Annotated in this window: 18 protein-coding genes; 4 read left to right on the top strand and 14 right to left on the bottom strand. The window is 71.7% G+C overall.

Annotated elements, in window-relative coordinates; genetic code table 11:
- Nucleotides 1-165 precede the first annotated feature (165 nt).
- The 9 genes from ffh to JOF44_RS18245 all read right to left on the bottom strand — a co-directional run bounded on the left by ffh (nucleotide 166) and on the right by JOF44_RS18245 (nucleotide 10,753).
- The gene (ffh, locus tag JOF44_RS18285) at nucleotides 166-1,773 is read right to left on the bottom strand and encodes a signal recognition particle protein (protein WP_209894869.1); all 1,608 of its coding nucleotides are present in this window, start codon (nucleotides 1,771-1,773) and stop codon (nucleotides 166-168) included.
- 282 nt (nucleotides 1,774-2,055) lie between these two features.
- On the bottom strand, nucleotides 2,056-4,401 hold the full coding sequence (locus tag JOF44_RS18280; RefSeq protein WP_209894860.1) for an HD domain-containing protein: 2,346 nt from the start codon (nucleotides 4,399-4,401) through the stop codon (nucleotides 2,056-2,058).
- A complete protein-coding gene (locus JOF44_RS18275) occupies nucleotides 4,391-4,729 on the bottom strand; it encodes a P-II family nitrogen regulator (RefSeq protein ID WP_209894858.1) in 339 nt (112 codons plus the stop codon). The genes JOF44_RS18280 and JOF44_RS18275 overlap by 11 nt, the downstream gene beginning before the upstream one ends.
- Entirely contained in the window at nucleotides 4,726-6,132 is a 1,407-nt protein-coding gene (locus tag JOF44_RS18270) for an ammonium transporter (protein ID WP_209894856.1), read from the bottom strand. Before JOF44_RS18270 ends, JOF44_RS18275 begins: the two co-directional genes overlap by 4 nt.
- 316 nt (nucleotides 6,133-6,448) lie before the next feature.
- Complete coding sequence (gene ftsY, locus JOF44_RS18265) at nucleotides 6,449-8,005, bottom strand: signal recognition particle-docking protein FtsY (protein WP_209894854.1); 1,557 nt, start codon at nucleotides 8,003-8,005, stop codon at nucleotides 6,449-6,451.
- Between the two features lie 154 nt (nucleotides 8,006-8,159).
- Nucleotides 8,160-8,321 carry a hypothetical protein gene (locus JOF44_RS18260; RefSeq protein WP_209894852.1) on the bottom strand — a complete coding sequence of 54 codons (162 nt, stop codon included), beginning with the start codon at nucleotides 8,319-8,321 and terminating at the stop codon, nucleotides 8,160-8,162.
- 79 nt (nucleotides 8,322-8,400) lie between these two features.
- Nucleotides 8,401-8,826 (bottom strand): nucleoside-diphosphate kinase, encoded by a 426-nt coding sequence (gene ndk / locus JOF44_RS18255; protein ID WP_209894850.1) that lies wholly within the window; start codon nucleotides 8,824-8,826, stop codon nucleotides 8,401-8,403.
- 116 nt (nucleotides 8,827-8,942) lie between these two features.
- The gene (locus JOF44_RS18250) at nucleotides 8,943-9,362 is read right to left on the bottom strand and encodes a DUF4233 domain-containing protein (RefSeq protein WP_209894848.1); all 420 of its coding nucleotides are present in this window, start codon (nucleotides 9,360-9,362) and stop codon (nucleotides 8,943-8,945) included.
- Nucleotides 9,363-9,364: 2 nt separating this feature from the next.
- Nucleotides 9,365-10,753: a bifunctional folylpolyglutamate synthase/dihydrofolate synthase gene (locus JOF44_RS18245; protein ID WP_342591838.1), complete on the bottom strand. Its 1,389-nt coding sequence runs from the start codon at nucleotides 10,751-10,753 to the stop codon at nucleotides 9,365-9,367.
- Between the two features lie 198 nt (nucleotides 10,754-10,951).
- Between JOF44_RS18245 and JOF44_RS18240 the strand changes: the two genes are divergently transcribed.
- Both JOF44_RS18240 and JOF44_RS18235 read left to right on the top strand, forming a co-directional pair.
- On the top strand, nucleotides 10,952-11,734 hold the full coding sequence (locus JOF44_RS18240) for a hypothetical protein (RefSeq protein ID WP_209894846.1): 783 nt from the start codon (nucleotides 10,952-10,954) through the stop codon (nucleotides 11,732-11,734).
- Nucleotides 11,731-13,335, top strand: coding sequence for a WXG100 family type VII secretion target (locus JOF44_RS18235; RefSeq protein ID WP_209894844.1), 1,605 nt, complete (start codon nucleotides 11,731-11,733; stop codon nucleotides 13,333-13,335). The genes JOF44_RS18240 and JOF44_RS18235 overlap by 4 nt, the downstream gene beginning before the upstream one ends.
- A gap of 30 nt (nucleotides 13,336-13,365) precedes the next feature.
- Here JOF44_RS18235 and JOF44_RS18230 read toward each other — a convergent pair whose 3' ends face one another.
- Both JOF44_RS18230 and ileS read right to left on the bottom strand, forming a co-directional pair.
- A complete protein-coding gene (locus tag JOF44_RS18230) occupies nucleotides 13,366-13,794 on the bottom strand; it encodes a hypothetical protein (protein ID WP_209894842.1) in 429 nt (142 codons plus the stop codon).
- Between the two features lie 428 nt (nucleotides 13,795-14,222).
- A complete protein-coding gene (gene ileS / locus JOF44_RS18225; RefSeq protein ID WP_209894840.1) occupies nucleotides 14,223-17,519 on the bottom strand; it encodes an isoleucine--tRNA ligase in 3,297 nt (1,098 codons plus the stop codon).
- Nucleotides 17,520-17,942: 423 nt separating this feature from the next.
- On the opposite strand from ileS, the gene JOF44_RS18220 reads away from it, so the two are divergent.
- Both JOF44_RS18220 and JOF44_RS18215 read left to right on the top strand, forming a co-directional pair.
- On the top strand, nucleotides 17,943-18,275 hold the full coding sequence (locus JOF44_RS18220; RefSeq protein ID WP_209894838.1) for a hypothetical protein: 333 nt from the start codon (nucleotides 17,943-17,945) through the stop codon (nucleotides 18,273-18,275).
- Between the two features lie 103 nt (nucleotides 18,276-18,378).
- Nucleotides 18,379-18,651 (top strand): 2Fe-2S iron-sulfur cluster-binding protein, encoded by a 273-nt coding sequence (locus JOF44_RS18215; RefSeq protein WP_209894836.1) that lies wholly within the window; start codon nucleotides 18,379-18,381, stop codon nucleotides 18,649-18,651.
- Nucleotides 18,652-18,747: 96 nt separating this feature from the next.
- Here the strand turns inward: JOF44_RS18215 and JOF44_RS18210 are convergent, their stop codons facing one another.
- From JOF44_RS18210 to JOF44_RS18200, 3 genes are all read right to left on the bottom strand, one after another.
- Entirely contained in the window at nucleotides 18,748-18,972 is a 225-nt protein-coding gene (locus tag JOF44_RS18210) for a hypothetical protein (RefSeq protein WP_209894834.1), read from the bottom strand.
- 191 nt (nucleotides 18,973-19,163) lie between these two features.
- Nucleotides 19,164-19,973: an SDR family oxidoreductase gene (locus JOF44_RS18205; protein ID WP_209894832.1), complete on the bottom strand. Its 810-nt coding sequence runs from the start codon at nucleotides 19,971-19,973 to the stop codon at nucleotides 19,164-19,166.
- Between the two features lie 91 nt (nucleotides 19,974-20,064).
- Nucleotides 20,065-21,429, bottom strand: a complete 1,365-nt coding sequence (locus JOF44_RS18200) for a dicarboxylate/amino acid:cation symporter (RefSeq protein ID WP_245349009.1) — start codon at nucleotides 21,427-21,429, stop codon at nucleotides 20,065-20,067.
- Nucleotides 21,430-21,479: the final 50 nt, after the last annotated feature.

Genomic DNA, 21,479 nt, shown 5'->3' with positions numbered 1-21,479 from the left:
ACTCATGGTGCGAGCGTACCGACGAAGACGCGGGCCCATCTTGGGGTATGCGCGGTTCTGTTCCGCGTGAGGGAACCGAACCGCGCATGAATGGGGTGCGCCGGAAGCCAGACCTCGCGGGACGCTACGCCTCGCCGGATTCCCGTGCTCGGCGCGCGCCGAGGCTCACTTGCCGCCGAGGAGCTTCTGCATCTCCGGCGGCAGCTGCTTGGGATCGAAGTCGGCGGCGTCCGGGGCGCTCTGGGACGAGGAGCCGCCGAAGGCGGAGCCGCCCTGGTTCTGTCCCTCGCCGGCCGCGGCCTTCCGGGCGGCCTCGGCCTGTTCGCGCGCGGCCTTGGCCGGGTTCTTCGAGGCCTTCGCCTTCTTGCCCTGCTTCGGCGCCTGCTGGCGGCCGCGGGACTTCTTGCCCATGCCCATTCCGGGCCCACCGGGCATCCCCGGCATCCCGGCGCCGCCACCGCCGCCCGCCATGCCCTGTCCCATGCTGCGCATCATCTGCTGCGCCTGCTTGAAGCGCTCGAGCAGCTGGTTGATCTGCTGGACCGTGGTGCCGGAGCCCTTGGCGATGCGACCGCGGCGCGATCCGTTGATGACCTTGGGGTTGTTGCGCTCCTCGGGCGTCATCGACCGGATGATCGCCTCGATGCGGCCGATCTCGCCCTCGTCGAAGCTCTCCAGCGCCTCGCGGTGCTGGCCCATGTTCGGCAGCATCCCGAGCATCTTCTTGATGTTGCCCATGTTCTTCAGCTGCTGCATCTGGGTCAGGAAGTCATCGAGCGTGAAATCCTCGCCGGAGGCGAGCTTCGCGGCCGCCTTCTCCGCTTCCTCCTGGTCGAAGGCCTTCTCGGCCTGCTCGATGAGGGTGAGCACGTCCCCCATGTCGAGGATGCGGTCGGCCATGCGATCGGGGTGGAACCGCTCGAAGTCCTGCTGAGCCTCACCCGTGGACGCGAAGAGGATCGGACGCTGGGTGACGCCGGTGATCGACAGGGCGGCACCGCCGCGGGCGTCGCCGTCGAGCTTGGAGAGCACCACGCCGGTGAAGCCGACGCCGTCCCGGAAGGCCTCGGCGACCCGCGCCGCGTCCTGGCCGATCATCGCGTCGACGACGAACAGGGTCTCGTGAGGGTTGACGGCGTCGCGGATGTCCCGCGCCTGCTGCATCATCTCCTCATCGACGCCGAGACGACCGGCGGTGTCGACGATGACCACGTCGTGCTGCTGGAACTGAGCGGTGGAGACGCCGTTCATGGCGACCAGCACCGGATTGCCCACGCCGTTGCCGGGCTCGGGCGCGAACACGGGGACGCCGGCGCGCTCACCGACGATCTGCAGCTGGTTCACGGCGTTGGGCCGCTGGAGGTCCGCGGCGACCAGCAGCGGGGTGTGGCCCTCGGACTTCATCCAGGCCGCGAGCTTGCCGGCGAGAGTGGTCTTGCCGGCGCCCTGGAGGCCGGCCAGCATGATGACCGTCGGCGGTTTCTTCGCCCACTGCAGCTCACCGGTCGCACCGCCGAGCACCTCGACCAGCTCGTCGTTGACGATCTTGACGACCTGCTGGGCCGGGTTGAGAGCCTTGGAGACCTCTTCGCCCAGAGCGCGCTCGCGCACGCGGCCGGTGAAATCGCGCACCACGGAGACGGCGACATCGGCGTCCAGCAGCGCACGGCGGATCTCGCGGATCGTCTTGTCGACGTCCGCCTCGGACAGGCGGCCATGGCCGCGCAGACCCTTCAGCGACGCTGTGATGCGATCGGAGAGATTGTTGAACACGAAGCGCTTCCCCTTGGTCGGACGGACCGCATCAGTGTAGTGGCCGCCCCCGGGCTGAGCACGCCGGAGTGACGTCGTCGAGGCGAACGGCACGCGGCCGGTGGGGTGCGGCGCCGCCCTGACGCCCCTGGCCGAGCTCGGCACCGGGACGACGTGTCCACGGTCCACCGTCGAAGAGGACGGTCCGCTGTCGAAGAAGACGGTCCGCCGTCGAGGAAGGAGGATCGGTCCGCGGGTCCAGACGGCCATCCGTCTGCGCCTCGCGCGCGGCCCCGGACCTCCTCAGGTCGCCGCGGCGTCCATGAGCGCGGCAACGATCCTGCCCGTCGTCGGCGGATCGAGAGCCCGACCGTGCTGATCGCTCAGGTACAGCACGTCCACGGCGCGTCGACCGAGGGTCAGCACGTGGGCGCTGCGCAGCTGCAGGCCATGCTCGGTGATCACCTCCGCGACGTCGGCCAGCAGGCTCGGTCGGTTACGGGCGTTGACCTGGACGACGGTGGACTCCCGGGAAGCGCCGGGTAGGACGGTCACCACGGGGGTGTCCTCGGTGGTGCGCGGCGGCGGGGCCGGCGGCAGCTCGAGCACCCGGGCATCCGCGCGGTCACGACGGGCGAGCTCGCGATCCAGGGCGCTGCGCAGCACGGAGGGGTGCGGGAGGTCCGACGGGGCGGCCGCGACCCACCACGTGTTCACGACGACGCCATCGCGGGACAGGACGACCGCGCTGTGGACGTCCAGGCGCAGCCGCACCAGGACGCGGGCCATGGCGGCGAACACTCCGTCCCCGTCGGGTGCCCCCGCACAGATCTGGCTGATCGGCTCGTCGTCGATCGGTGCCGGGTAGACCACCTGCGCGCCGCCGCTCTCCTGCACGGCGGCGAGCACGGCCTCGGTGACTCCGCGCTGCGGAGTCAGCACGGTGCGCGGGGCGGGCGCAGTACCGCTGAGGGCGTCGCGCGCCAGATCGGTGAGGTGGCCGACGAGATCGGCCCGCCATGTGGACCAGGCGGCAGGCCCGGCGGCGCGCGCATCGGCCTCGGTGAGCGCACGCAGGAGCTCGAGGGTGTCGGCGTCATCGTCGACGACGCGCAGCAGCTCCCGGAGCGTCGCCGGATCGGCGAGGTCGCGTCCGGTGGCCAGGGAGATCAGGGTCAGGTGTTCGCGCACCAGTCGACCGATCGTGCGCACGTCCGCCTTCTCGAAGCCGAGATGGCCGGCGGCGACCTCCGCGAGGGGGGCGCCTTCGGCTGCATGGTCGCGCTGACCGGGAACCTTGCCGAGGTCATGCAGCAGAGCGGCGACCAGCAGCAGGTCGGGCCGAGCCACCTGGGGCAGGAATCGCTGGGCCTCGATCACCGTCTCGACCAGGTGGCGGTCCACGGTGAACCGGTGCACGGCGGAGCGCTGGGGGCGGTTCCGGACCGCGGCCCAGCCGGGGATCCATCGTGCGAAGATCCCTGTCACGTCCAGCGCCTCGTACACCTCGGCGAAGTGCTCCCCCGCCAGGGCGTCGACGAGCACGTCGCGCTGGGCGGGCAGCAGCGGGTCGATCTCCCCCCGCGCCATGCGGGCGAGCGTGGCGTCGGCCAGGGGCAGGCCGGAGATGGCGGCATGACGGACGGCCGCCACGTCGCGCAGCAGGTCGCGCGCATCGGGGTCCACGGAGATCTCGTCGGAGTGCACGAGCACACCGTGCGGGAGGCGGGTGAGAGCAGGTCGTCGCTCCGTGCCCGATCCGCGGGACGCCGCTCCCCGGGGCCGGATCGCCGCCTCCGCCGCGCGCACGGTGCGGTGCAGCTCCCAGGTCACCGCCCGGGCGGCCCCGGCGAGCACGGCGTGGTGGTCGTCGGCGGTGGCGTGACCGGTCAGCGCCGCGACGGAATCCTGATCGGCTCGCCCCAGCCGGGTCCCCGAGGATCCGGTCACGGCCTGCAGGGCATCGCGAGCGTCCGCCAGGGTACGGGCGGCGGCGTCGATCACCTCGTGGTCGTGATCGGCCAGCCAGCTCTCGGCGATGGCCCGGATGACGATCACGTCCCGCAGGCCCCCGCGGTCGGACTTGAGGTTCGGTTCGCTGGAGTGCGCCAGGGAGCCGTAGCGGTGAGAGCGTTCCGTGGCCAGTTCCACCAGGTCCGCGACCCGCCGACGTGCCTCACGCCGCCACTGGGCACGGACCCGGCGCGCCGTGTCGTCGACGAGCTCGCCGTCCCCGGCGACCAGGCGCAGGTCCAGCAGGGACACGGCGGCGCGCAGATCCTCCCGCGCGATCTGCTCGCATTCCTCCGGGCTGCGCACGGAGTGGTCGAGCGAGGTGCCGGAATCCCAGATCGGGTACCACAGCGCGCTTGCGAGACGCTCCGAGGAGACCCGGTCGTGCCCGTCCGGATCCAGCAGCAGCACCAGATCCAGGTCGCTCCCCGGGCCGAGATCCCGTCGGCCGAGCGAACCGATCGCGGCCAGCGCCGCCCCGGAGGCGGGGCCGTCGGCCCCCGCCCACAGCTCGGACAGCCAGTCGTCCACGAGGGCGGCCTGATCGAGTCTGCGGCGGGGGCCGGCGGACGGATCCGCGAAGCCCTCGTGGAGCACCTGCGTGATCCGACGGGAGGACAGTGCCTCAGAGGGCATCCGCGTCCCGTTCCCCGGTGCGGACCCGCACGACGGTGTTGACCTCGGTGGTCCAGACCTTGCCGTCACCGATGCGGCCGCTGCGGGAGGCGGCGACGACCAGATCGATGATCGCGGCCTCATCGGCGGAGTCCGCGAGCACCTCGACCTTGATCTTGGGGATCGTGTCGATCGTGTACTCCGCCCCGCGGTAGACCTCGGTGTGCCCGCCCTGGCGCCCGTATCCGGCGACCTCGGTGATGGTCAAGCCGCTGACGCCGTATTCGCGCAGCGAATCGGTGACCGGCTGGAGGGCGTGCGGCTGGATGATCGCGGTGACGAGCTTCATCGGGGCTCTCCTTGGGTGACGGGCCGATTGTCCTCGGCTGCGATGTCAGCAGGGGTCGAGGTCTCCATGACGGGAGCCGCGTTGCGCGGCTCCGGGGACCGCCCGGCCTCGGGGAAGGGGGACGACGCCGCGGGGACTCCGCGATCCCGCCGCGATGCGAGCGCCCCTGCCAGATCGTATCCGGCCTCCGCGTGCTGGGAGATGTCGATGCCGGCGCGCTCGTCGGACTCGCTGATCCTCCAGCCCATCGTGTGCTTCAGCGCCAGGGCGATCACCGCGGTGAGAACGCCGGAGAAGACCATCGCGGACACGGCCACCAGGACCTGGACGAGCAGCAGGTTCACGCCGCCGCCGAGCACCAGGCCGCCGTCGGCCGCGAGGACGCCGATGCCGATGGTGCCGACGAGACCGCCGACGAGGTGGACCCCGACGACGTCCAGCGAGTCGTCGATGCCGAAGCGGTTCTTGAGCCCGACGGCGAGGGCGCAGGCCGCCCCCGCGACGAGACCGAGGATGATCGAGGTGATCGGGGTGAGTGCGGCGGCCGCCGGGGTGATCGCGACCAGGCCGGCGACGACCCCGGAGGCGGCCCCGAGGGAGGTCACGTGCTGGTCGCGGAGCCGCTCGATCAGGGCCCAGCCGAGCATCGCGCCTGCTGTGGCGACGGTGGTGTTCACCCAGGCCAGGCCGGCGGTGCTGTCGGCGGTGCCGGCGGAGCCGGCGTTGAAGCCGAACCAGCCGAACCACAGCAGCGCGGCGCCGAGCATGACCAGCGGAAGGTTGTGGGGCTTCATCGGCTCCCTGCCGAATCCCTTGCGCGCGCCGACGATGACGGCCAGGACGAGGCCCGCGACACCGGCGTTGATGTGCACGACGGTGCCGCCGGCGAAGTCGACCGGTTCGGCGATCGTCGAGAAGATCCCGTCACCGCCGAGCAGTCCGCCGCCCCACACCATGTGGGCCAGCGGGGCGTAGACGATGACGACCCAGGCCGCGGAGAAGACCATCCAGGTGCCGAGGCGGACGCGGTCCGCGATCGCCCCGGAGATCAGGGCGGTGGAGATGATCGCGAAGGTCATCTGGAATCCGGCGGCGACCAGGAACGGCACGCCGCTGCCGGCGAGGATCGACTGCTCATCGGTTCCGGAAAGACCGAGATGCTCCAGGGGGCTGCCGAACAGACCGCCGACGTCGGAGCCGAAGGCGATCGAGTATCCGACCAGAGTCCAGGCGACGGCGACCACCGCCATCGCGGTGAAGGACATCAGCATCATGTTCAGGACGGTGCGAGCACGCACCATCCCGCCGTAGAAGAGGGACAGTCCGGGGGTCATCAGCAGCACGAGGGCCGCGCTGATGAGGATCCACGCGGTCGCCCCCGTGTCGAGGGTGAAGGGCTCCATGGCGTCTCCGAACAGGAGTGGACCGGACTGGGACCATCGCGGTGATCCGCAGTCCGCACGACCGGGCAGGTCGTCGTCCACATGGTGTATCCGAGGGGCCCGTGCGCCCAGGGCAGGAGGCCGCTGTGATCATTCCGTGACCTGACGTCCCGCCGGGTGGACGCTCCCGTGCTCCCCCTCGCCCTCGTCTCACCGTGCACCGCACCGCACCGCACCGCACCGCACCGACGACTGTGAGCTGGTGACCGATGATCTGCAGATCATCGGTCACCAGCTCACAGGAGGAACGACCCGCGGCCGGCGAGTGCGGGAAGGCTCAGTCGCCCAGCAGCGCGTCGACGAAGCCGTGCGGGTCGAAGGGGGTCAGATCGTCCATGCCCTCGCCGAGGCCGACCATCTTGACCGGGACGCCGAGCTCGCGCTGGACGTTGACGACGATGCCGCCCTTGGCGGTGCCGTCGAGCTTGGTCAGGACGATGCCGGTGATGTTGACGGCTTCGGAGAACACGCGCGCCTGCTGCATGCCGTTCTGTCCGGTCGTGGCGTCGATGACCAGGAGCACCTCGGCGACCTCGTCGCCGTGCAGGCCCTTCTCGGCGACGCGGCGCACCTTGCCGAGCTCGTCCATCAGACCCTTCTTGTTCTGCAGGCGGCCGGCGGTGTCGATGATGACCACGTCGACCTCCTGGTCGATGCCGGTCTTCACGGCGTCGAAGGCGACGGCGGCCGGGTCGGCACCCTCGCGGTCCGAGCGCACGGTGTCGACGCCGACGCGGGACCCCCAGGTGGTCAGCTGCTCGGCGGCGGCGGCGCGGAAGGTGTCGGCCGCTCCGAGGACGACGCTGCGTTCGGCGGCGACCAGGACGCGGGCGAGCTTGCCGACGGTGGTGGTCTTGCCGGTGCCGTTGACCCCCACCATGAGCATCACGGAGGGGAGCACCGTGCCGTCGGGGGCGTCGCGCCGGGTGGCGGCCAGGCGGCGGTCGAGGGAGGGATCGACGAGCGTCAGCAGCTCCTCGCGGAGCGCGTCGTGGACGGCCGCGGTGTCGTCGGTGCCGAGGACCTGGATGCGCCGGCGGAGGTTCTCCAGCATCTCGTCGGTCGCGTCGGGGCCGAGGTCGGCCAGCAGCAGGGTCTCCTCGATCTCGTCCCAGGTCCCCTCGTCGATGCTGCCGCGGGTGAGCAGACCGAGGATGCCGCGGCCGAGGGCGCCGGAGCGGGAGAGGCGTTCGCGCAGGCGCACCATGCGATCGGCGGGAGCCTCGGGGGTCTCCAGGGCGGGCGCGCCCGTGTCGGCCCCGGCGGGCGCGGTGTCGGACTCCGCGGGAGCAGTGGTGGGCTCCGCAGCAGCGGTGTCGGACTCCGCAGCAGCGGTGGTGGGCTCGGCGGGCGGTGCCGTCGTGTCCGACGCCGGTTCCGGCGCGGCCGTCCCGGGCTCTGCGGCGGCGGTCTGCTCCGGGGTGCCGGCCTGCTCCTCGGTGGTCGCGGTGTCGGCGCCGGGTGCGGGGGCATCCTGGGGGGCCTCGGCGACGGATCCGGTGCCCGGGTCGCCGTCCGTCGAGGTCGGTGCGCTCTCCTCCGCCGGCTGCTCCTCCGTCTCCGGCGCCGTGGCTCCGCTCGGGTCCTCGGCCGGCTTCGTCGCGGGGGCGGAGAGGGTGTCCGCCCACGTGGGCGCCGCCGGTCGGTCCTTGACGGCGGTCGAACTCCGCGATCCGGCGGTCCTGTCCGCCGGGTCCGTGCCGTCCCGTGAGGTGCGATCGTCGGAGGACTTCTTCTTGCCGCGGCTGCGCACGTAGGCCCAGGCGCCGGCGCCGATCACGAGGACGCTGCCGCCGCCTCCGGCGATCAGGGCAAGGATGTCATTGGGGTCCACGGGTCACCTCCGGGGTCGGGGAAGCCGACGATGCGGCGCGGCCAGCGGCCAGTCTAGGACGCCCCGATGGGTCCCTCCCGACGAAGCCGAGTATCGGGGACGGGCGGGCGCAGCATGCAGCGCCCGGGGCGCGAGGGGCGACGAGGCGCTCCGGTCAGCGGCCGGTGCGTGAGGAGTGGCGCCGGGGCCGATCCGCCGTCGACTCCTCGTCGTCCCCGCGCCGACGCAGGTGCGGCGCCGCGACGAAGACCAGGATCCCGAGCCCGACCAGCAGGGCGAGCCCCAGGAACAGGACGGTGACGAGGGACAGTGCCATGGTCACAGTGTGCACGCCGCAGATGGGGATCGGCGGGACCCTGCGCTGCGACGCGCCTCACGCGCCGGGCGCCAGGAGCTCAGCCGAGTTCGGGGAACCAGATGCCGATCTCGCGCGTGGCGGACTCCTCGGAGTCCGAGCCGTGCACGAGGTTCTGGATGACCGGGAGGTCGTCCTCGCAGGCGAGGTCGCCGCGGATCGTGCCGGGGGCGGCCTCGGTGGGGTTGGTGGCACCGGCCAGGGAGCGGAAGCCCGGGATCACGTTCACGCCTTCGGCGACGATCGCGACCAGCGGGGAGGCGCTCATGTACTCGACGAGGCCGGGGTAGAAGGGCTTGCCCTCGTGCTCGGCGTAGTGGGCGGCGAGCTCCTCGGCGCTCGCGGTGCGCTGGGCCAGGGCGACGATGTCGTATCCCTTGGCCTCGATCCGGCGGATGATCTCCCCGCGCAGGCCGCTCTGGACGGCGTCGGGCTTGAGCAGGACGAGGGTGCGCTGTGCGGTCATGGCACCAGGGTACCCACGACCTGCGCCGGTACCGAACCGGGTCGCGGGAACGACGGGGCTGGTCGCGTCGACGGTGGGCGAGGGCGCCCGCGGTGGCCGACGGGACCGACGACGGATCAGGCGTCGTCCGGTGCTGCGGGGTCCTCTCCCTGCGCCGCGCGCACGCGGGCGTCGACGGTGTCCTTCTCCCGGTCCAGCTGGCGGCCCTTGAAGGCCCCGTAGACGAACAGCGCCGCGAAGGCGAGACCGACCACCCACATCGCGCCCACCCGCAGCCCCAGCAGGACAGTAGGGACCTGCAGAACGATCCCGGCCCAGTACGGCCAGGACCCGCGCCGCAGCAGTCCCGAGCACGCCACCAGGGCCAGGGCCGTCAGCAGGCCCCAGACCCAGGTGCTGACGCGGGAGTCCGGGGCCAGCTGATGGGCGACCAGGACCGCGAAGAACACGACGAAGGCCTCGATGACGAGGGTGGTCGCGGAGAACATCCGCTGCGCGCCGTGGGGGCGCGGGGACGGCGTCAGGTCCAGGGCCATGGTCAGTCCTCCCACGGAACGCCGAGCAGGTCCCGCACCTCGGCGGCGAGCGTGACGGAGCCGGCGACCACCACGCCGCCGAACTGGTCGCCCTCGGTCTCGGCGAGGTCGACGGCGGCCTGGATCGCATCCGGCAGGCCACCCTGCTCGAGGACGCGGTCCTCGTCGTCGAAGACGTCCCGGGCGAGGTCGGCGAGGACGTCGGTGGGGATCGCCCGCGGCGAGGAGGACTGGGTGATCACGACGTAGTCCAGCAGCGGCTCCAGCACCGCGAGGATCTCCTCGGCATCCTTCTCCTGCAGGATGCCGACCAGGCCGATGGTGCGGGTGAAGCGGAAGTTCTCGCGGACGGTCTCGACGAGCGTCAGGGCCCCGGCGGGGTTGTGGGCGGCGTCCAGCAGGACGGTCGGCGACTGCCGGACCACCTCGGCGCGTCCGGGGGAGGTGATCGAGGCCAGGGCCGTGCCCAGCATCTCCCCGTCCAGCACGGTGCCGCCGTCGCCGAGCAGCGCCTCGGTGGCCGCGACGGCCAGCAGCGCGTTGCGCGCCTGGTGCTCGCCCAGCAGCGAGAGGAAGACCTCCTCGTAGCGTCCCGCGATCCCCTGCAGGGTCAGCATCTGGCCGCCCACGCCCGGGGTGCGGGCGAGAACGCCGATCTGCTGATCCTCGACGGCGGCCTCGGCGCCGAGCTCGGTGATGCGCTCGCGGAGCACGTCGGCCGCATCCTCATAGGGCTGGTTGGCGAGGATCGCCGTGGCCTCGGCGGTGAGGATCCCGGCCTTCTCCCCCGCGATCTCCGCGATGGTGTCGCCGAGGTAGTCCTGGTGATCCAGTGAGATGGGGGTGATCACGGTGACGTCGGGGGTGACGACGCCGGTGGCGTCCCAGGTGCCGCCGAGCCCGGTCTCGACCACCGCGACGTCGACCGGGGCGGAGGCGAACGCCTGGAAGGACATCGCCGTGAGGTACTCGAAGTAGGTCAGCCGCACTCCGCCGGCGGCCTCCTGCTCGGCGTCGACGACCGCGGCGAACGGCTCCACGTCGCGGTAGGCCTGGAGGAAGCCCTCCTCGTCGATGGAGACGCCGTCGATCGCGATCCGCTCGACCGGTGAATGCAGGTGGGGGCTGGTGGTGCGTCCCGTGCGCAGTCCGGCCTCGCGCAGGATCCGCTCGAGGATCCTCGCCGTGGTGGTCTTGCCGTTGGTGCCGGCGATGCGGATCGAGCGGTAGGCGTTCTGGGGGTCGCCCATCAGCTCCATCACGCGCATGATGCGCGAGAGGTCCGGCTCGATCTGGTTCTCCGGGGCGCGATCGAGCAGCGCGGCATAGACCTCGCGCAGCTCGGGGGACAGCGCCGGACGGGACGGGCCCGGGCGGGGAGAACTCGGCACGAAGGCTCCTGGGGTGGCTTGGGGTGAGGCGGGCGGGGCGGGGATCAGTCTACGAGGGGCCGCGGGGGAATCGTTCCTCCCCAGGAGGTGACTGTCCACATGGGGAGTGGCCCCCGTGGGCCGGCGTCGACCCTGCTCCTAGTCTCAGGGCTATCACCAGCGCCGGGGACTCCGGCTCGACCGTGTGAGGAGACGGCGATGCCACCGCTGACCGCCGACGTGGAGCAGGCGGCCCGTCGGGTCGTCGCCGGCTCCGTCCCGCCCGAGGTCTGGAATCCCGTGTACCGGGCCCTCGTGCCGGCCCCGGAGCGTGCTCCCGCCAGGAGGGGGCAGGAGGACCCGACGTCCGCCGAGATCCTCCGCCGGCACTTCACCTCCCCCGCCCTGCTCGTGGTGGCCACGACGGAGGGAGCCTCGACCAGGAGGCTGCGCATCGGGCTGCACCCCGACGCGGCGACACTCGAGGCCTCCCGCGGCCGCTCCCCCTCGACCTGGGCCAGCGTCTCCAGGGATCGGATCCCGGCCCTGGTCGAGGAGCTCCTCGCCCCGGTCGGTCTCGGCGGCGCGCCCCACCTCGGGGTCCGACGGGAGTCGGCAGGTCTCCGGCTCACCCCGGGGCAGATCGAGCAGGTCCGTCACGAGCTCTCCCGCGGCACCGCTGCGCCGGAGGCCTTCTCCGGCGCCGACGGGATCGACGAGCATCTGCTGGACGCGCTCACCGCGGACGGGGCGCGGGCCGCGGTCTCGCTGACGCTGCACGATCCCTCCGGACGACACCTGCAGGCCCCGGAGACGAGCGAGAGCTGGTCCCGGTTGTGGGTGCGCGGCGAGCGCTCGCTGTATCGCATGGATGACTCGCAGGCGGCTCTCGGCCCGGTCCACCTGGTGGCCGACGGGGACGTGCTGGGCACCGTGCTGCCCGTCCTGCAGGAGGGACTGCGATTCGCCGCCGCCTGCTCCGACCGGACGCAAACGCGATGAACGGCTTCCACGGGATGGCCCCCGACGCGGTGCGCTCGTACGCCGGGCGCCTGCACGCCGCCTCCGGCGCCCTCGAGGATCGACGCGGACGTCTCGACGCCGCGGTGCGAACGGTCTCCTGGGCGGGCCCGGACGCCGAGGACTTCCGCGGACGGTGGCGCGAGCAGGCCACCGACTCCCTGACCGCTCTGTGCGATCAGCTGGACCGCCTCGGCGATCAGGCGCTCACCGAGGCGGACGAGCAGGACGCGACCTCCGCACCGGACGGCGGGAGTTCGGGGACGGACGGCGGCGGGACGGGGACGGACGGCGGCGGGGCCATGATCCCGCCCGCTCCTGCGGCGGACATCGCACACGGCTACCGCCAGGACGATGCGCCGTGGATGCCCGACTGGCTCGAGGCTCCGCTGGAGGAGGGACTGTCCGGCGTGGCCGGGGTGACGTCCGTCGCGATCGGCTGGGGCGTCGACACCGGCATCGACCTGGTCGAGGACGGGCTGGGGTCCATCGGAGTGAGGACCGACGGCATCGCGCAGTTCCAGCGCGACGCCGACCATGTCGGCACGATCCTCGAGGACTGGGCCACCGGCGAGCGGGTCCCGACCTACGCCGAGCTCGGAGCCGCCGCCCTGGTGACCACGGGATCCGCCGGAGTGGGCGTGTACGAGGCCGTCACGGGCGAGGACACCCCCTTCCTCGACGACCGCCCCGGCGGCATCGTGACGGACGTGGTCACGGACGACGGACGTGCACGGTCGCCCCGGGATCTGCAGGACCTGGTGGCCGACAACGATGCGCTGCGGATGGACAGCCCGGGGCAGGCCCCGCTGGAGGCGGGCCAGATCGGAATCCAGGAGGTCCGCGGTGCCTCCGGCGGCCGGCCCTCCTACATCGTGCAGGTCCCGCCGACGGAAGGGGCGGGGGCGACCGACGTCCCCGGGGCATACGGCGAGCAGGGCAACTCCCGTGATTGGGGCTCGAACCTGCGCCTGGTCGCCGGCCAGCATCCCGCGGCGATGGACGACGTGCAGGCAGCGATGGCGGCGGCGGACGTCCCACCCGGCGCCGATGTCCTGATCGTCGGACACAGCCAGGGAGGGATCGTGGCGAACCAGCTCGCAGCGGACCCGAGCTTCAACAGCACCTCCGGGGACCCCGGCACCTACAACGTCACGCACACCTTCTCGGTCGGCTCGCCGGTGCAGACCGTCGTCCCGGCTCAAGGCACCACCCGATCGGTGAACGTGAGTCACGAGGCCGGGACCGGTCTCGAGGGCTTCAGCGGAGACCTGATCGCCGAGACGGATCTCGGCGGGGCCCAACCCGGCGGGACGCACCTCGGCGCCCCCAACCGCCACGAAGTGACTCTGGATCCCTACCCGGTCACCGGCATCGATCCCGTGCCGGTGCTGGTCGCGAACCACGACTCCATGGGATCGGGTCACGATCCCGCAGGGGGCTATTCGGGATCCCTCGCCCGGAGCACGGCGAGCGATCCCACCCTGTCCGCGCTCCAGGACGATCTCGCAGGGGTTTATCTGGGCGACGGCACCTACGTCGCGCGGTCCCAGGTCGTCACCGTGGGGCGCGGCGAGCCCTGAGCCGGATCAGCAGCGCTGATCCTCGCTCCCCTACTCGGCGAAGTCCGAGAGGATCACCGCGTCGAGCCGCCCCGTGGACCGCTCGAGATCCGGACGAAGGTCCCACATGTCGTACTCCTCGCCGTCGGAGCCGAGGGCCGTGATCGCTCCCACCCCGCGTGACGTCTCACTCTCGGAGCCGCCGCGCTCCACGACCGCCGCGACCAGCGCAGACATCACCTGCCCGAAGATCTCCAGCACCGCGTCCCGCTCGGCGGCGGAGGTTTCGATCCGCCCCCGGATGGCGCGCTGGAACTCGGCGCCGGTGACCGTCTCGAGCGCGGAGGCGGTGACCCCGTCGACGCTCTGGGCCGCCTCGTTGAGCGTCCGGTCCAGCGACCTTCCGCGCAGCCCGCAGCCGCTGAGAAGTGCCGCCGACAGAGCGAGGCCCGCGGTGAGAAGGCGTCGTCGTCCCATCATCGTCCCCGTCCGTTCTCGACGTGGGCCGGGCCCCCGCCGCCGCCCTGCTGCGGGGAAGTGGTCGACCCGTGCGGCCCGCCGGCCGCGATCGTCGCGACCGGTGAGAGTGTCCCATGCCGCGCGTGCCCGCGGCACCGGACCCTTCCCCGTCCCGTCCCCTCGGCCGAGCTCTGCGTCGTCTGCCCCCGGGCCGAGCTCTGCGTCATCTCCCCTCGGCCGAGCTCTGCTTTGTCGGTGCCATAGTCCGCTGTGGCAACGACAAAGCAGAGCTCAGTCAGCGACAGTCCGCTGTGGCAACGACAAAGCAGAGCTCAGTCAGCGACAGTCCGCTGTGGCAACGACAGCGCAGAGCTCGGCCGGACACGGCGGTGCCGCCAGCTCGGCCGGGGACGGCGGCGCGACCGTACCCGGTCCCAGCCGCGCTCAGCTCACACGGCGGCGACCGAGACGGTCACGGCCCCGGCGGTGACCTTCTCGCTCGCGGAGTGGGCACCGTCGGCGGGGGCGGCGGGCACGGCCAGCTCGACGGCCAGCACCTCCCCGGCCACCAGCTCGCGGTGCGCGGCCACCGCCTCGACGACCTGCTCGTCGCCGTCCACGGTCAGACGGATCCGGTCCGAGACGTCCAGCCCGGCACCGCGGCGCGCGGATTGGATGGCGCGCACCACGTCGCGGGCGGTGCCCTCGGCCTCGAGCTCGGGGGTCAGGCGGATGTCCAGGGCCAGGAAGTCGCCGCCGCGCAGCACGCCCACGGCCCGGCCCTCCATCGCGGCGGACTGGCCGGCCACGAGATCGAGCGAGTACTCGCCGGCCTCGAGGGCGATGCCACCGGAGACGACCGTGCCGGCCTCGTCCACCGACCAGTCCCCGGACTTCGAACCCTTGATGACCGTCTGCACCTGCTTGCCCAGTCGCGGGCCGGCAGCTCGGGCGTTGACGGTCAGGCGCTGCTCGACGCCCATGCCCTGGGCCTCCTCGCTGGCCACGTCCAGCAGGCGCACCGCCTTGACGTTGAGCTCGTCGGCGATCAGGGCGGCGAAGGGTTCCAGGGAGGCGGGGTCGTGGTGGACCACGGTGAGCTCCGCCAGCGGCAGCCGTGCCCGCAGCTGCTCCTTCTTGCGCAGGGAGTTGCCGACGCCCGCGATGGCGCGCACGTCGTCCATCCGGGCGACCAGCGCGGCGTCGCGGGGGAACAGGGAGTCGTCGGGCCAGTCCGTCAGGTGCACGGAGCGCTCGCCGGTCAGCTGCTGGAAGATCTCCTCGGTGACCATGGGCAGCAGCGGCGCCGTCACCTGGCACAGGGTCGCCAGGCAGGTCGAGAGCACGTCGATCGCCTGTTCATCGCCCTCCCAGAACCGGTCGCGGGAGCGGCGCACGTACCAATTGGTGAGCATGTCCAGGTAGTCCTGGATCAGCTCGGCGGCATCGGCGATCGCGAGCGCGGTCATCTGCTCGCGCACCTGCCGCACCAGATCGCCGGTGCGAGCCAGCAGGTACTGGTCCATGACGTCGGTGGACCCGTAGCGGGTCGCCCCGCGGTGGCCCGTCGGCCGCCCCTGCTCGTCCTTGTCCCCGGCGGCGTTGGCGTACAGCCCCAGGAAGTACCAGACGTTCCACAGCGGCAGCACCACATGGCGCGTGGCGTCGCGGATCTTGGGCTCGTCGACGACGAGGTTGCCGCCGCGCAGGATCGGCGAGCTCATGAGGAACCAGCGCATCGCGTCGGCCCCGTACTTGTCGAACATCTCGCGCACATCGGGGTAGTTGCGCAGCGACTTGGACATCTTCTGCCCGTCCTCGCCGAGCACGATGCCGTGGCAGATCACGGAGGTGAACGCGGGCCGGTCGAACAGCGCGGTGGAGAGCACATGCATGACGTAGAACCAGCCCCGGGTCTGGCCGATGTACTCCACGATGAAGTCCGCGGGGTTGTGGGACTCGAACCAGTCGGTGTTCTCGAAGGGGTAGTGCACCTGGGCGTAGGGCATCGAGCCGGAGTCGAACCAGACGTCGAAGACCTCCTCGACGCGGCGCATCGTGGAGTTCCCGGTCGGATCGTCGGGGTTGGGGCGGGTGAGCTCGTCGATGTAGGGCCGGTGGAGGTTGACCTCGCCGTGCTCGTCGCGCGGGAGGGTGCCGAAGGCCTCCTCGAGCTCCGCCAGGGAGCCGTACACATCGATGCGGGGATGGTTCGCATCGTCGCTCTTCCACACCGGGATCGGGGAGCCCCAGTAGCGGTTGCGGGAGATCGCCCAGTCGCGGGCGCCCTCGAGCCAGCGGCCGAACTGGCCGTCCTTGACGTTGCCGGGGACCCAGTCGATCTGCTCGTTCAGCTCGAGCATGCGCCGGCGCTGGTCGGCGACCTTGACGTACCAGGAGCTCACGGCCTTGTAGATCAGGGGATTCCGGCAGCGCCAGCAGTGCGGGTAGGAGTGCACGTAGCTGGCCTCGCGCAGCAGGCGCCCGGAGCGCTGGAGGTTGCGGATGATCGGACGATTCGCGTCGAACACCTGCACTCCGGCGATCTCGTCGAGCTCGGTGCCGGCGAAGTAGTCCAGGAACTGGGCGCCTTCGTCCACCGAGACGATCACGGGGATGCCGTACTCGGCGTTGACCTGCTGATCGGCCTCACCGTAGGCGGTGGCCTGGTGGACCACGCCGGTGCCGTCGTCGGTGGAGACGTAATCCGCGACGGTGACGATCCAGGCGTTCTGCGTGCCCCACCTCTCGCGGTCCTCGGAGTACACGGTCCACAGCGGCCGGTAGGCCATGTGCTCGAGCTCGGAGCCGAGGAAGACCCGCTCCTCGCAGGCGGCGAGGGCATCCTCGGCGCTCTCGTAGCCGAGCTCCGTGGCGTAGGAGCCGAGCAGCGCGGTCGCCATGAGATAGCGGGCCTCGCCCGCGGCGGCGCCGTCGGCCGCCCCGAGCGGGCCGGCCGGGACCACCGAGTACTCGAGCTCGGGGCCGACGGCGAGGGAGAAGTTCGTCGGCAGGGTCCACGGGGTCGTCGTCCAGGCCAGCGCGTTCACCCCGTCCAGGCCGAGCCGCTCGGCCCGGTCCCCGCAGAAGGGGAAGGTGACCGTGACGGTCTGGTCCTGACGCTCCTGGTAGACGTCGTCGTCCATGCGCAGCTCGTGTGCGCTCAGCGGCGTCTGGTCCTTCCAGCAGTAGGGCAGCACGTAGTAGCCCTCGTAGGCGCGGCCCTTGTCGTACAGGGTCTTGAAGGCCCACAGCACCGACTCCATGAAGGTGACGTCGAGGGTCTTGTAGTCGTTGTCGAAGTCGACCCAGCGGGCCTGGCGGGTGACGTAGTCCTCCCACTCCTTGGTGTACTTCAGCACCGACGCCTGGGCGGCGTTGTTGAACGCCTGCAGGCCCATCTCCTCGATCTCGGACTTCTCCGTCATGCCCAGCTCGCGCATCGCCTCGAGCTCGGCGGGCAGGCCGTGGGTGTCCCAGCCGAAGCGGCGGTCGACCTTGTTGCCGCACATGGTGCGGAAACGGGGGACGACGTCCTTGACGAAGCCGGTCAGCAGGTGTCCGTAGTGCGGCAGGCCGTTGGCGAAGGGCGGACCGTCGTAGAAGACGAACTCCTCGGCGCCCTCGCGCTGCGCGATCGAGGCGCGGAAGGTGTCGTCGGTGCGCCAGAACTCCTGGATGGCGTTCTCGAGCGCCGGCAGGTTCGGTGAGGGGACGAGCGGGTCTCCGCTGACCGGGTAGACCATGGGGACGGACCTCCGAAGAAGAACAGGGGACGACGGCTGGGACATCACGGTGTCCGAGGACGCTCGTCGACCCGGAGATCGGCGGCGCGGTACCACCTCGGTTGATGCCCTGTCCGTACCGGCGGACCGGTGCGGGAGCTTCCCCTCGTTCCTCAGCTGTGACGGGCTGGTCCCGGCGGGTTCTACTGCGCCCTCCTCCGCGAGTCGGCGGTGGGCGGTTCTTCCCGCGGCTCACCGGTGATGGCCGGGTCGATGCCGATGCGCGCCAGTGTACGCGTCCGTCCCGGGACGGTCATCCGGCGGTGCGCGAGTGCGATGCACGGATCACAGGGAACCCGATCCGCATGCACAGCGCCAGCACAGCTGCAGCGACTGGAATGGGTTCCTCGGCAGATCGCCGCAGTTCCCGAAGGAGGAACCGATATGGACGACGAGACCGGCACAGCGTCGCGCCCCTCGACGCCGACGGCGGAGGTCGCGGTCTGCACGGAGCTGCCCTCGACGCTCGCTCCGGCCCATGATCTCCACTCCGTCCCTCGGGGGCTCGCCGGCCGCGCCACGGCCGGAGCCGCCGCACTCGGCGCGACCGCCCTGCTGGTGCTGAGCTTCGGCCCGGCTGCTCTCGCGCTGAGCCCGTCCGCGACGACGGCTCCGTCGTCCGCTCGCGTCTCGGCCTCCCCGGCCGAATCCGGGACCGCGACGATCTCCGCGCCCCCGCGCTCGGAGGACGAGGAGTCCGACGAAGCCGACGCGTAGGAAACCGCAGGTGAGGCGCGACTCACCCCCTCCTCGACACCTCCGGCATGGGAAACTGGGAGCCCAGCTGCCACCCCGGGCGGCCCACCCGGAAGGAGCGAGGATGTCGCTGTTCGGAGAGCCTTTCACGGCCCGGCGCCTCAGGTCCGGCATGACGGTCGAGGTCGCCGAGGAGCAATCCCTCCTGCAGTCGCTCCTGGACGCCGGCATCGACATGGACTACTCCTGCGAGGGAGGGGTCTGCGGCGCCTGCGTGGTGCCCCTGGTCTCCGGACAGGTCGAGCACCTGGACGAGTTCCTCCGGGAGGACGAGCAGGCCGAGCAGATAACCACCTGCGTCTCGCGGGGCGAGGGTGAGATCCGGATCGACGTCTGATCAGCGCAGCCGGCTCGCCGCCTGCGGATCGCCGACGCGCGTCGGTCGCGGGAGCGAACCGGTCGCCGACGCGCGTCGGTCGCACACGCGCACAGGTCACAGACGAGGGCCGGCCACCGCCCAGGCGACTCCGACCAGCCCCAGCAGCCCGGCGGCCACGGCCACCGCGACCGGAAGCGTGATGCTGGGGCCGACGACGAGCAGTCCGAGCACGCCGAGCGAGGCGATCGCGAGCAGCACGACGAACAGGGCCGGACGACCGACGGAGGGCTTGCGTCCACGGTGGTCGTGCGAGGAGCGGTCGGGGGGCATCGTCGCCATGATGACGTCCTGGGGCTCGGGTGCGGCGGTGAGCGTCCGATCCGCGAGTCAGGTGCTGCGGAGCACCTGGCGTCCCGCATCGGGCGATGACCCGATCCTCCCCCGCATCGCCACCGGCGCGCATCGGGCCGGAGGAGGAGATCCTTCTACACCTTTGGTCGTAGTCGACCCCCGGTCCGTGCGGCGAGCGCTCAGATCCCCTGGTGTCGGGCCACGCGGTGCGCGGCGGCCTGGGCGAGCGGCCGCACGGTGACCAGGTCGAGGTTGACGTGGTGCGGAGCGCCCAGGGCATAGGCGATGACGTCGGCGCAGTCCTCGGCCGTGAGCGGGTTCTCGACCCCGTCGTAGACGGCGTCGGCCGCCGCCCGGTCCCCGAGCCGCACGAGGGAGAACTCCTCGGTGGCCACCATGCCGGGAGCGACCTCGATGACGCGGATCGGTTCGCCGTTCAGCTCCAGGCGCAGGGCGCCGGCGAGCATGTGCTCCCCGGCCTTCGCGGCGTTGTACCCGGAACCGCCGGGATAGGCCTCCTGCGCGGCGACGGACGTGACGAACAGCAGGTCTCCGCGTCCGCTCGTGCGCAGGGCGGGCAGCAGAGCACGGGTCACGCGCACGGCGCCGAGCACGTTGATGTCGTACATGCGCTGCCACTTGGCGAGATCGGCCTCGGCCGCGGGCTCGACCCCGAGGGCGCCCCCGGCGACGTGCACGACGGCGTTCAGCGAACCCGCGAAGAGCTCCTCGGTCCGCGCCACCAGGCGCTCGACGGACTCATCGGAGGTGACATCGACGCCGAGCACCTCGCAGCCGGTCTCGGCCGCCAGCTCGGCCAGACGGTCCTCGCGACGGGCGACGGCCAGGACCCGCCAGCCGTCGGCGACGAGACGGGCGGCCGTCGCGCGGCCGATCCCCGAGGAGGCACCGGTGACCACGGCGGTCAGCGGTGCGGCATCGGGCGCGGAAGAACGTGGGGCGGGCGCAGCGGCGGTCGAATCGATCATGACCTCAGGGTACGGGGCCTGAACCTGGCGGACCGCGGAGCCGCCGGAGGCCGTCGTCACGGCCGCGGAGCGCTCCGGGACCTCGGGCAGCTCAGACCCCCTGGACCTGAGGATGCTCCGGGGTCTGCGGCTGCCCGGAGACCCGGCCCTTCGACAGCCGCGCCATCAGCGCCGCGATCGCGCCGTCGCCGGTGACGTTGGTGGCCGTGCCGAAGGAGTCGATCGCGATGTAGGCGGCGATCATCAGCCCGACCTCCGCCTCGCCGAAGCCGAGGATCGAGGACAGCACGCCCGCGGCCGCCATGATCGCGCCGCCCGGGACGCCGGGAGCGGCGATCATCACGACGCCGAGCATGAGGACGAAGCCGATCAGGGGCCCGATGGTCAGCGGCATGCCGGTGACGATCATGATGGCGACCGCGAAGGTGGTGATCTTCAGCGTCGAGCCGGCCAGGTGGATCGTCGCGCACAGCGGCACGACGAAGTCCGCGATGGCGTCCGGGACGCCGTTGCGCTTGGTGCACTCGGTGGTCACCGGGATGGTCGCGGCCGAGGAGCTGGTGCCCAGCGCCGTGGCGTAGGCCGGGAGCATGGTCCACAGCATCCTCAGAGGGTTGCGGCCCATGGCCCACCCGGCCACGGCGTACTGCGCCAGCAGCACCACCACGGTCATCGCCAGCACGAGCAGGATCACGGTGAGGAAGGTCCCGATCACGGTCCAGATCTGACCGTTCAGGGTCAGGCCCAGGAACATGCCGAAGATGTACAGCGGCAGCAGCGGGATGATGATCGCCTCGATGATGCGCACGACGATGGTGCGCAGCTGCTCGAAGGATTCCTGCAGCGCGCCCCGGCGCACCAGGGTCAGGCCGATGCCGAGGCAGAAGGCGAGGATGAGCGCCGTCATCACGTCGAACACAGGCGGGATGTCGAGCTCGACGTAGGGGGCGATCGCGGAGTCCTCGGGGTTCTCCAGCGAGGAGATGCTCTGCCCCTGGAGCATGCGGGGCAGCAGGAGCAGGGACAGGGCCAGGGCGAAGACGCCGCACAGGGTCGTCGAGAGGTAGGCGATGCCCGCGGTCGCCGCCAGCATCTTCCCGGCGCCGTGGCCCAGCTCGCCGATCGCGGGCGTCACCAGGCCGACGATGATCAGCGGGATGAGGAAGCCGAGGAACCCCGAGAACAGCCCGTTGAAGGTGGTGAAGACGCGGGCGATCGATTCCGGCAGCACGAGGCCCAGCAGGATGCCCAGTGCGATGGCGAGGACGATGCGCGGGAGCAGGCCGAACCGCGAGCGGCGCCGAGCGGCGGCCTCGGAACCCTCCGGAGCCCCGGGCCCGCCCGGAGCGTCGGGACCCACCTGGCGACCCTGTGCACCAGGGGCATCCTGCGCGGGGTCCGCCTCGGGCCCCTCGTCGGTTCTGTCGGCGGCCACGGTGCGGGCGGCGGTGTTCATGAGCGATCCGGTTCTGCTGCGGGGTCGGGACCGGGTCAGGCTAGAGCCGC

Source organism: Brachybacterium fresconis, from assembly GCF_017876515.1.
GTDB classification, from domain to species: Bacteria; Actinomycetota; Actinomycetes; order Actinomycetales; family Dermabacteraceae; genus Brachybacterium; species Brachybacterium fresconis.
The sequence above is the reverse complement of the archived record's forward strand: the minus strand, read 5'-3'. Positions and strand labels throughout refer to the sequence as shown.

Coding starts and splice junctions, on each gene's coding strand:
- JOF44_RS18280 (WP_209894860.1), bottom strand. CDS start 4,401: ATGCCCTCTGAGGCACTGTCCTCCCGTCGGATCACGCAGGTGCTCCAC.
- JOF44_RS18275 (WP_209894858.1), bottom strand. CDS start 4,729: ATGAAGCTCGTCACCGCGATCATCCAGCCGCACGCCCTCCAGCCGGTC.
- JOF44_RS18270 (WP_209894856.1), bottom strand. CDS start 6,132: ATGGAGCCCTTCACCCTCGACACGGGGGCGACCGCGTGGATCCTCATC.
- JOF44_RS18260 (WP_209894852.1), bottom strand. CDS start 8,321: ATGGCACTGTCCCTCGTCACCGTCCTGTTCCTGGGGCTCGCCCTGCTG.
- ndk (WP_209894850.1), bottom strand. CDS start 8,826: ATGACCGCACAGCGCACCCTCGTCCTGCTCAAGCCCGACGCCGTCCAG.
- JOF44_RS18250 (WP_209894848.1), bottom strand. CDS start 9,362: ATGGCCCTGGACCTGACGCCGTCCCCGCGCCCCCACGGCGCGCAGCGG.
- JOF44_RS18240 (WP_209894846.1), top strand. CDS start 10,952: ATGCCACCGCTGACCGCCGACGTGGAGCAGGCGGCCCGTCGGGTCGTC.
- JOF44_RS18235 (WP_209894844.1), top strand. CDS start 11,731: ATGAACGGCTTCCACGGGATGGCCCCCGACGCGGTGCGCTCGTACGCC.
- JOF44_RS18230 (WP_209894842.1), bottom strand. CDS start 13,794: ATGATGGGACGACGACGCCTTCTCACCGCGGGCCTCGCTCTGTCGGCG.
- ileS (WP_209894840.1), bottom strand. CDS start 17,519: ATGGTCTACCCGGTCAGCGGAGACCCGCTCGTCCCCTCACCGAACCTG.
- JOF44_RS18220 (WP_209894838.1), top strand. CDS start 17,943: ATGGACGACGAGACCGGCACAGCGTCGCGCCCCTCGACGCCGACGGCG.
- JOF44_RS18215 (WP_209894836.1), top strand. CDS start 18,379: ATGTCGCTGTTCGGAGAGCCTTTCACGGCCCGGCGCCTCAGGTCCGGC.
- JOF44_RS18210 (WP_209894834.1), bottom strand. CDS start 18,972: ATGGCGACGATGCCCCCCGACCGCTCCTCGCACGACCACCGTGGACGC.
- JOF44_RS18205 (WP_209894832.1), bottom strand. CDS start 19,973: ATGATCGATTCGACCGCCGCTGCGCCCGCCCCACGTTCTTCCGCGCCC.
- JOF44_RS18200 (WP_245349009.1), bottom strand. CDS start 21,429: ATGAACACCGCCGCCCGCACCGTGGCCGCCGACAGAACCGACGAGGGG.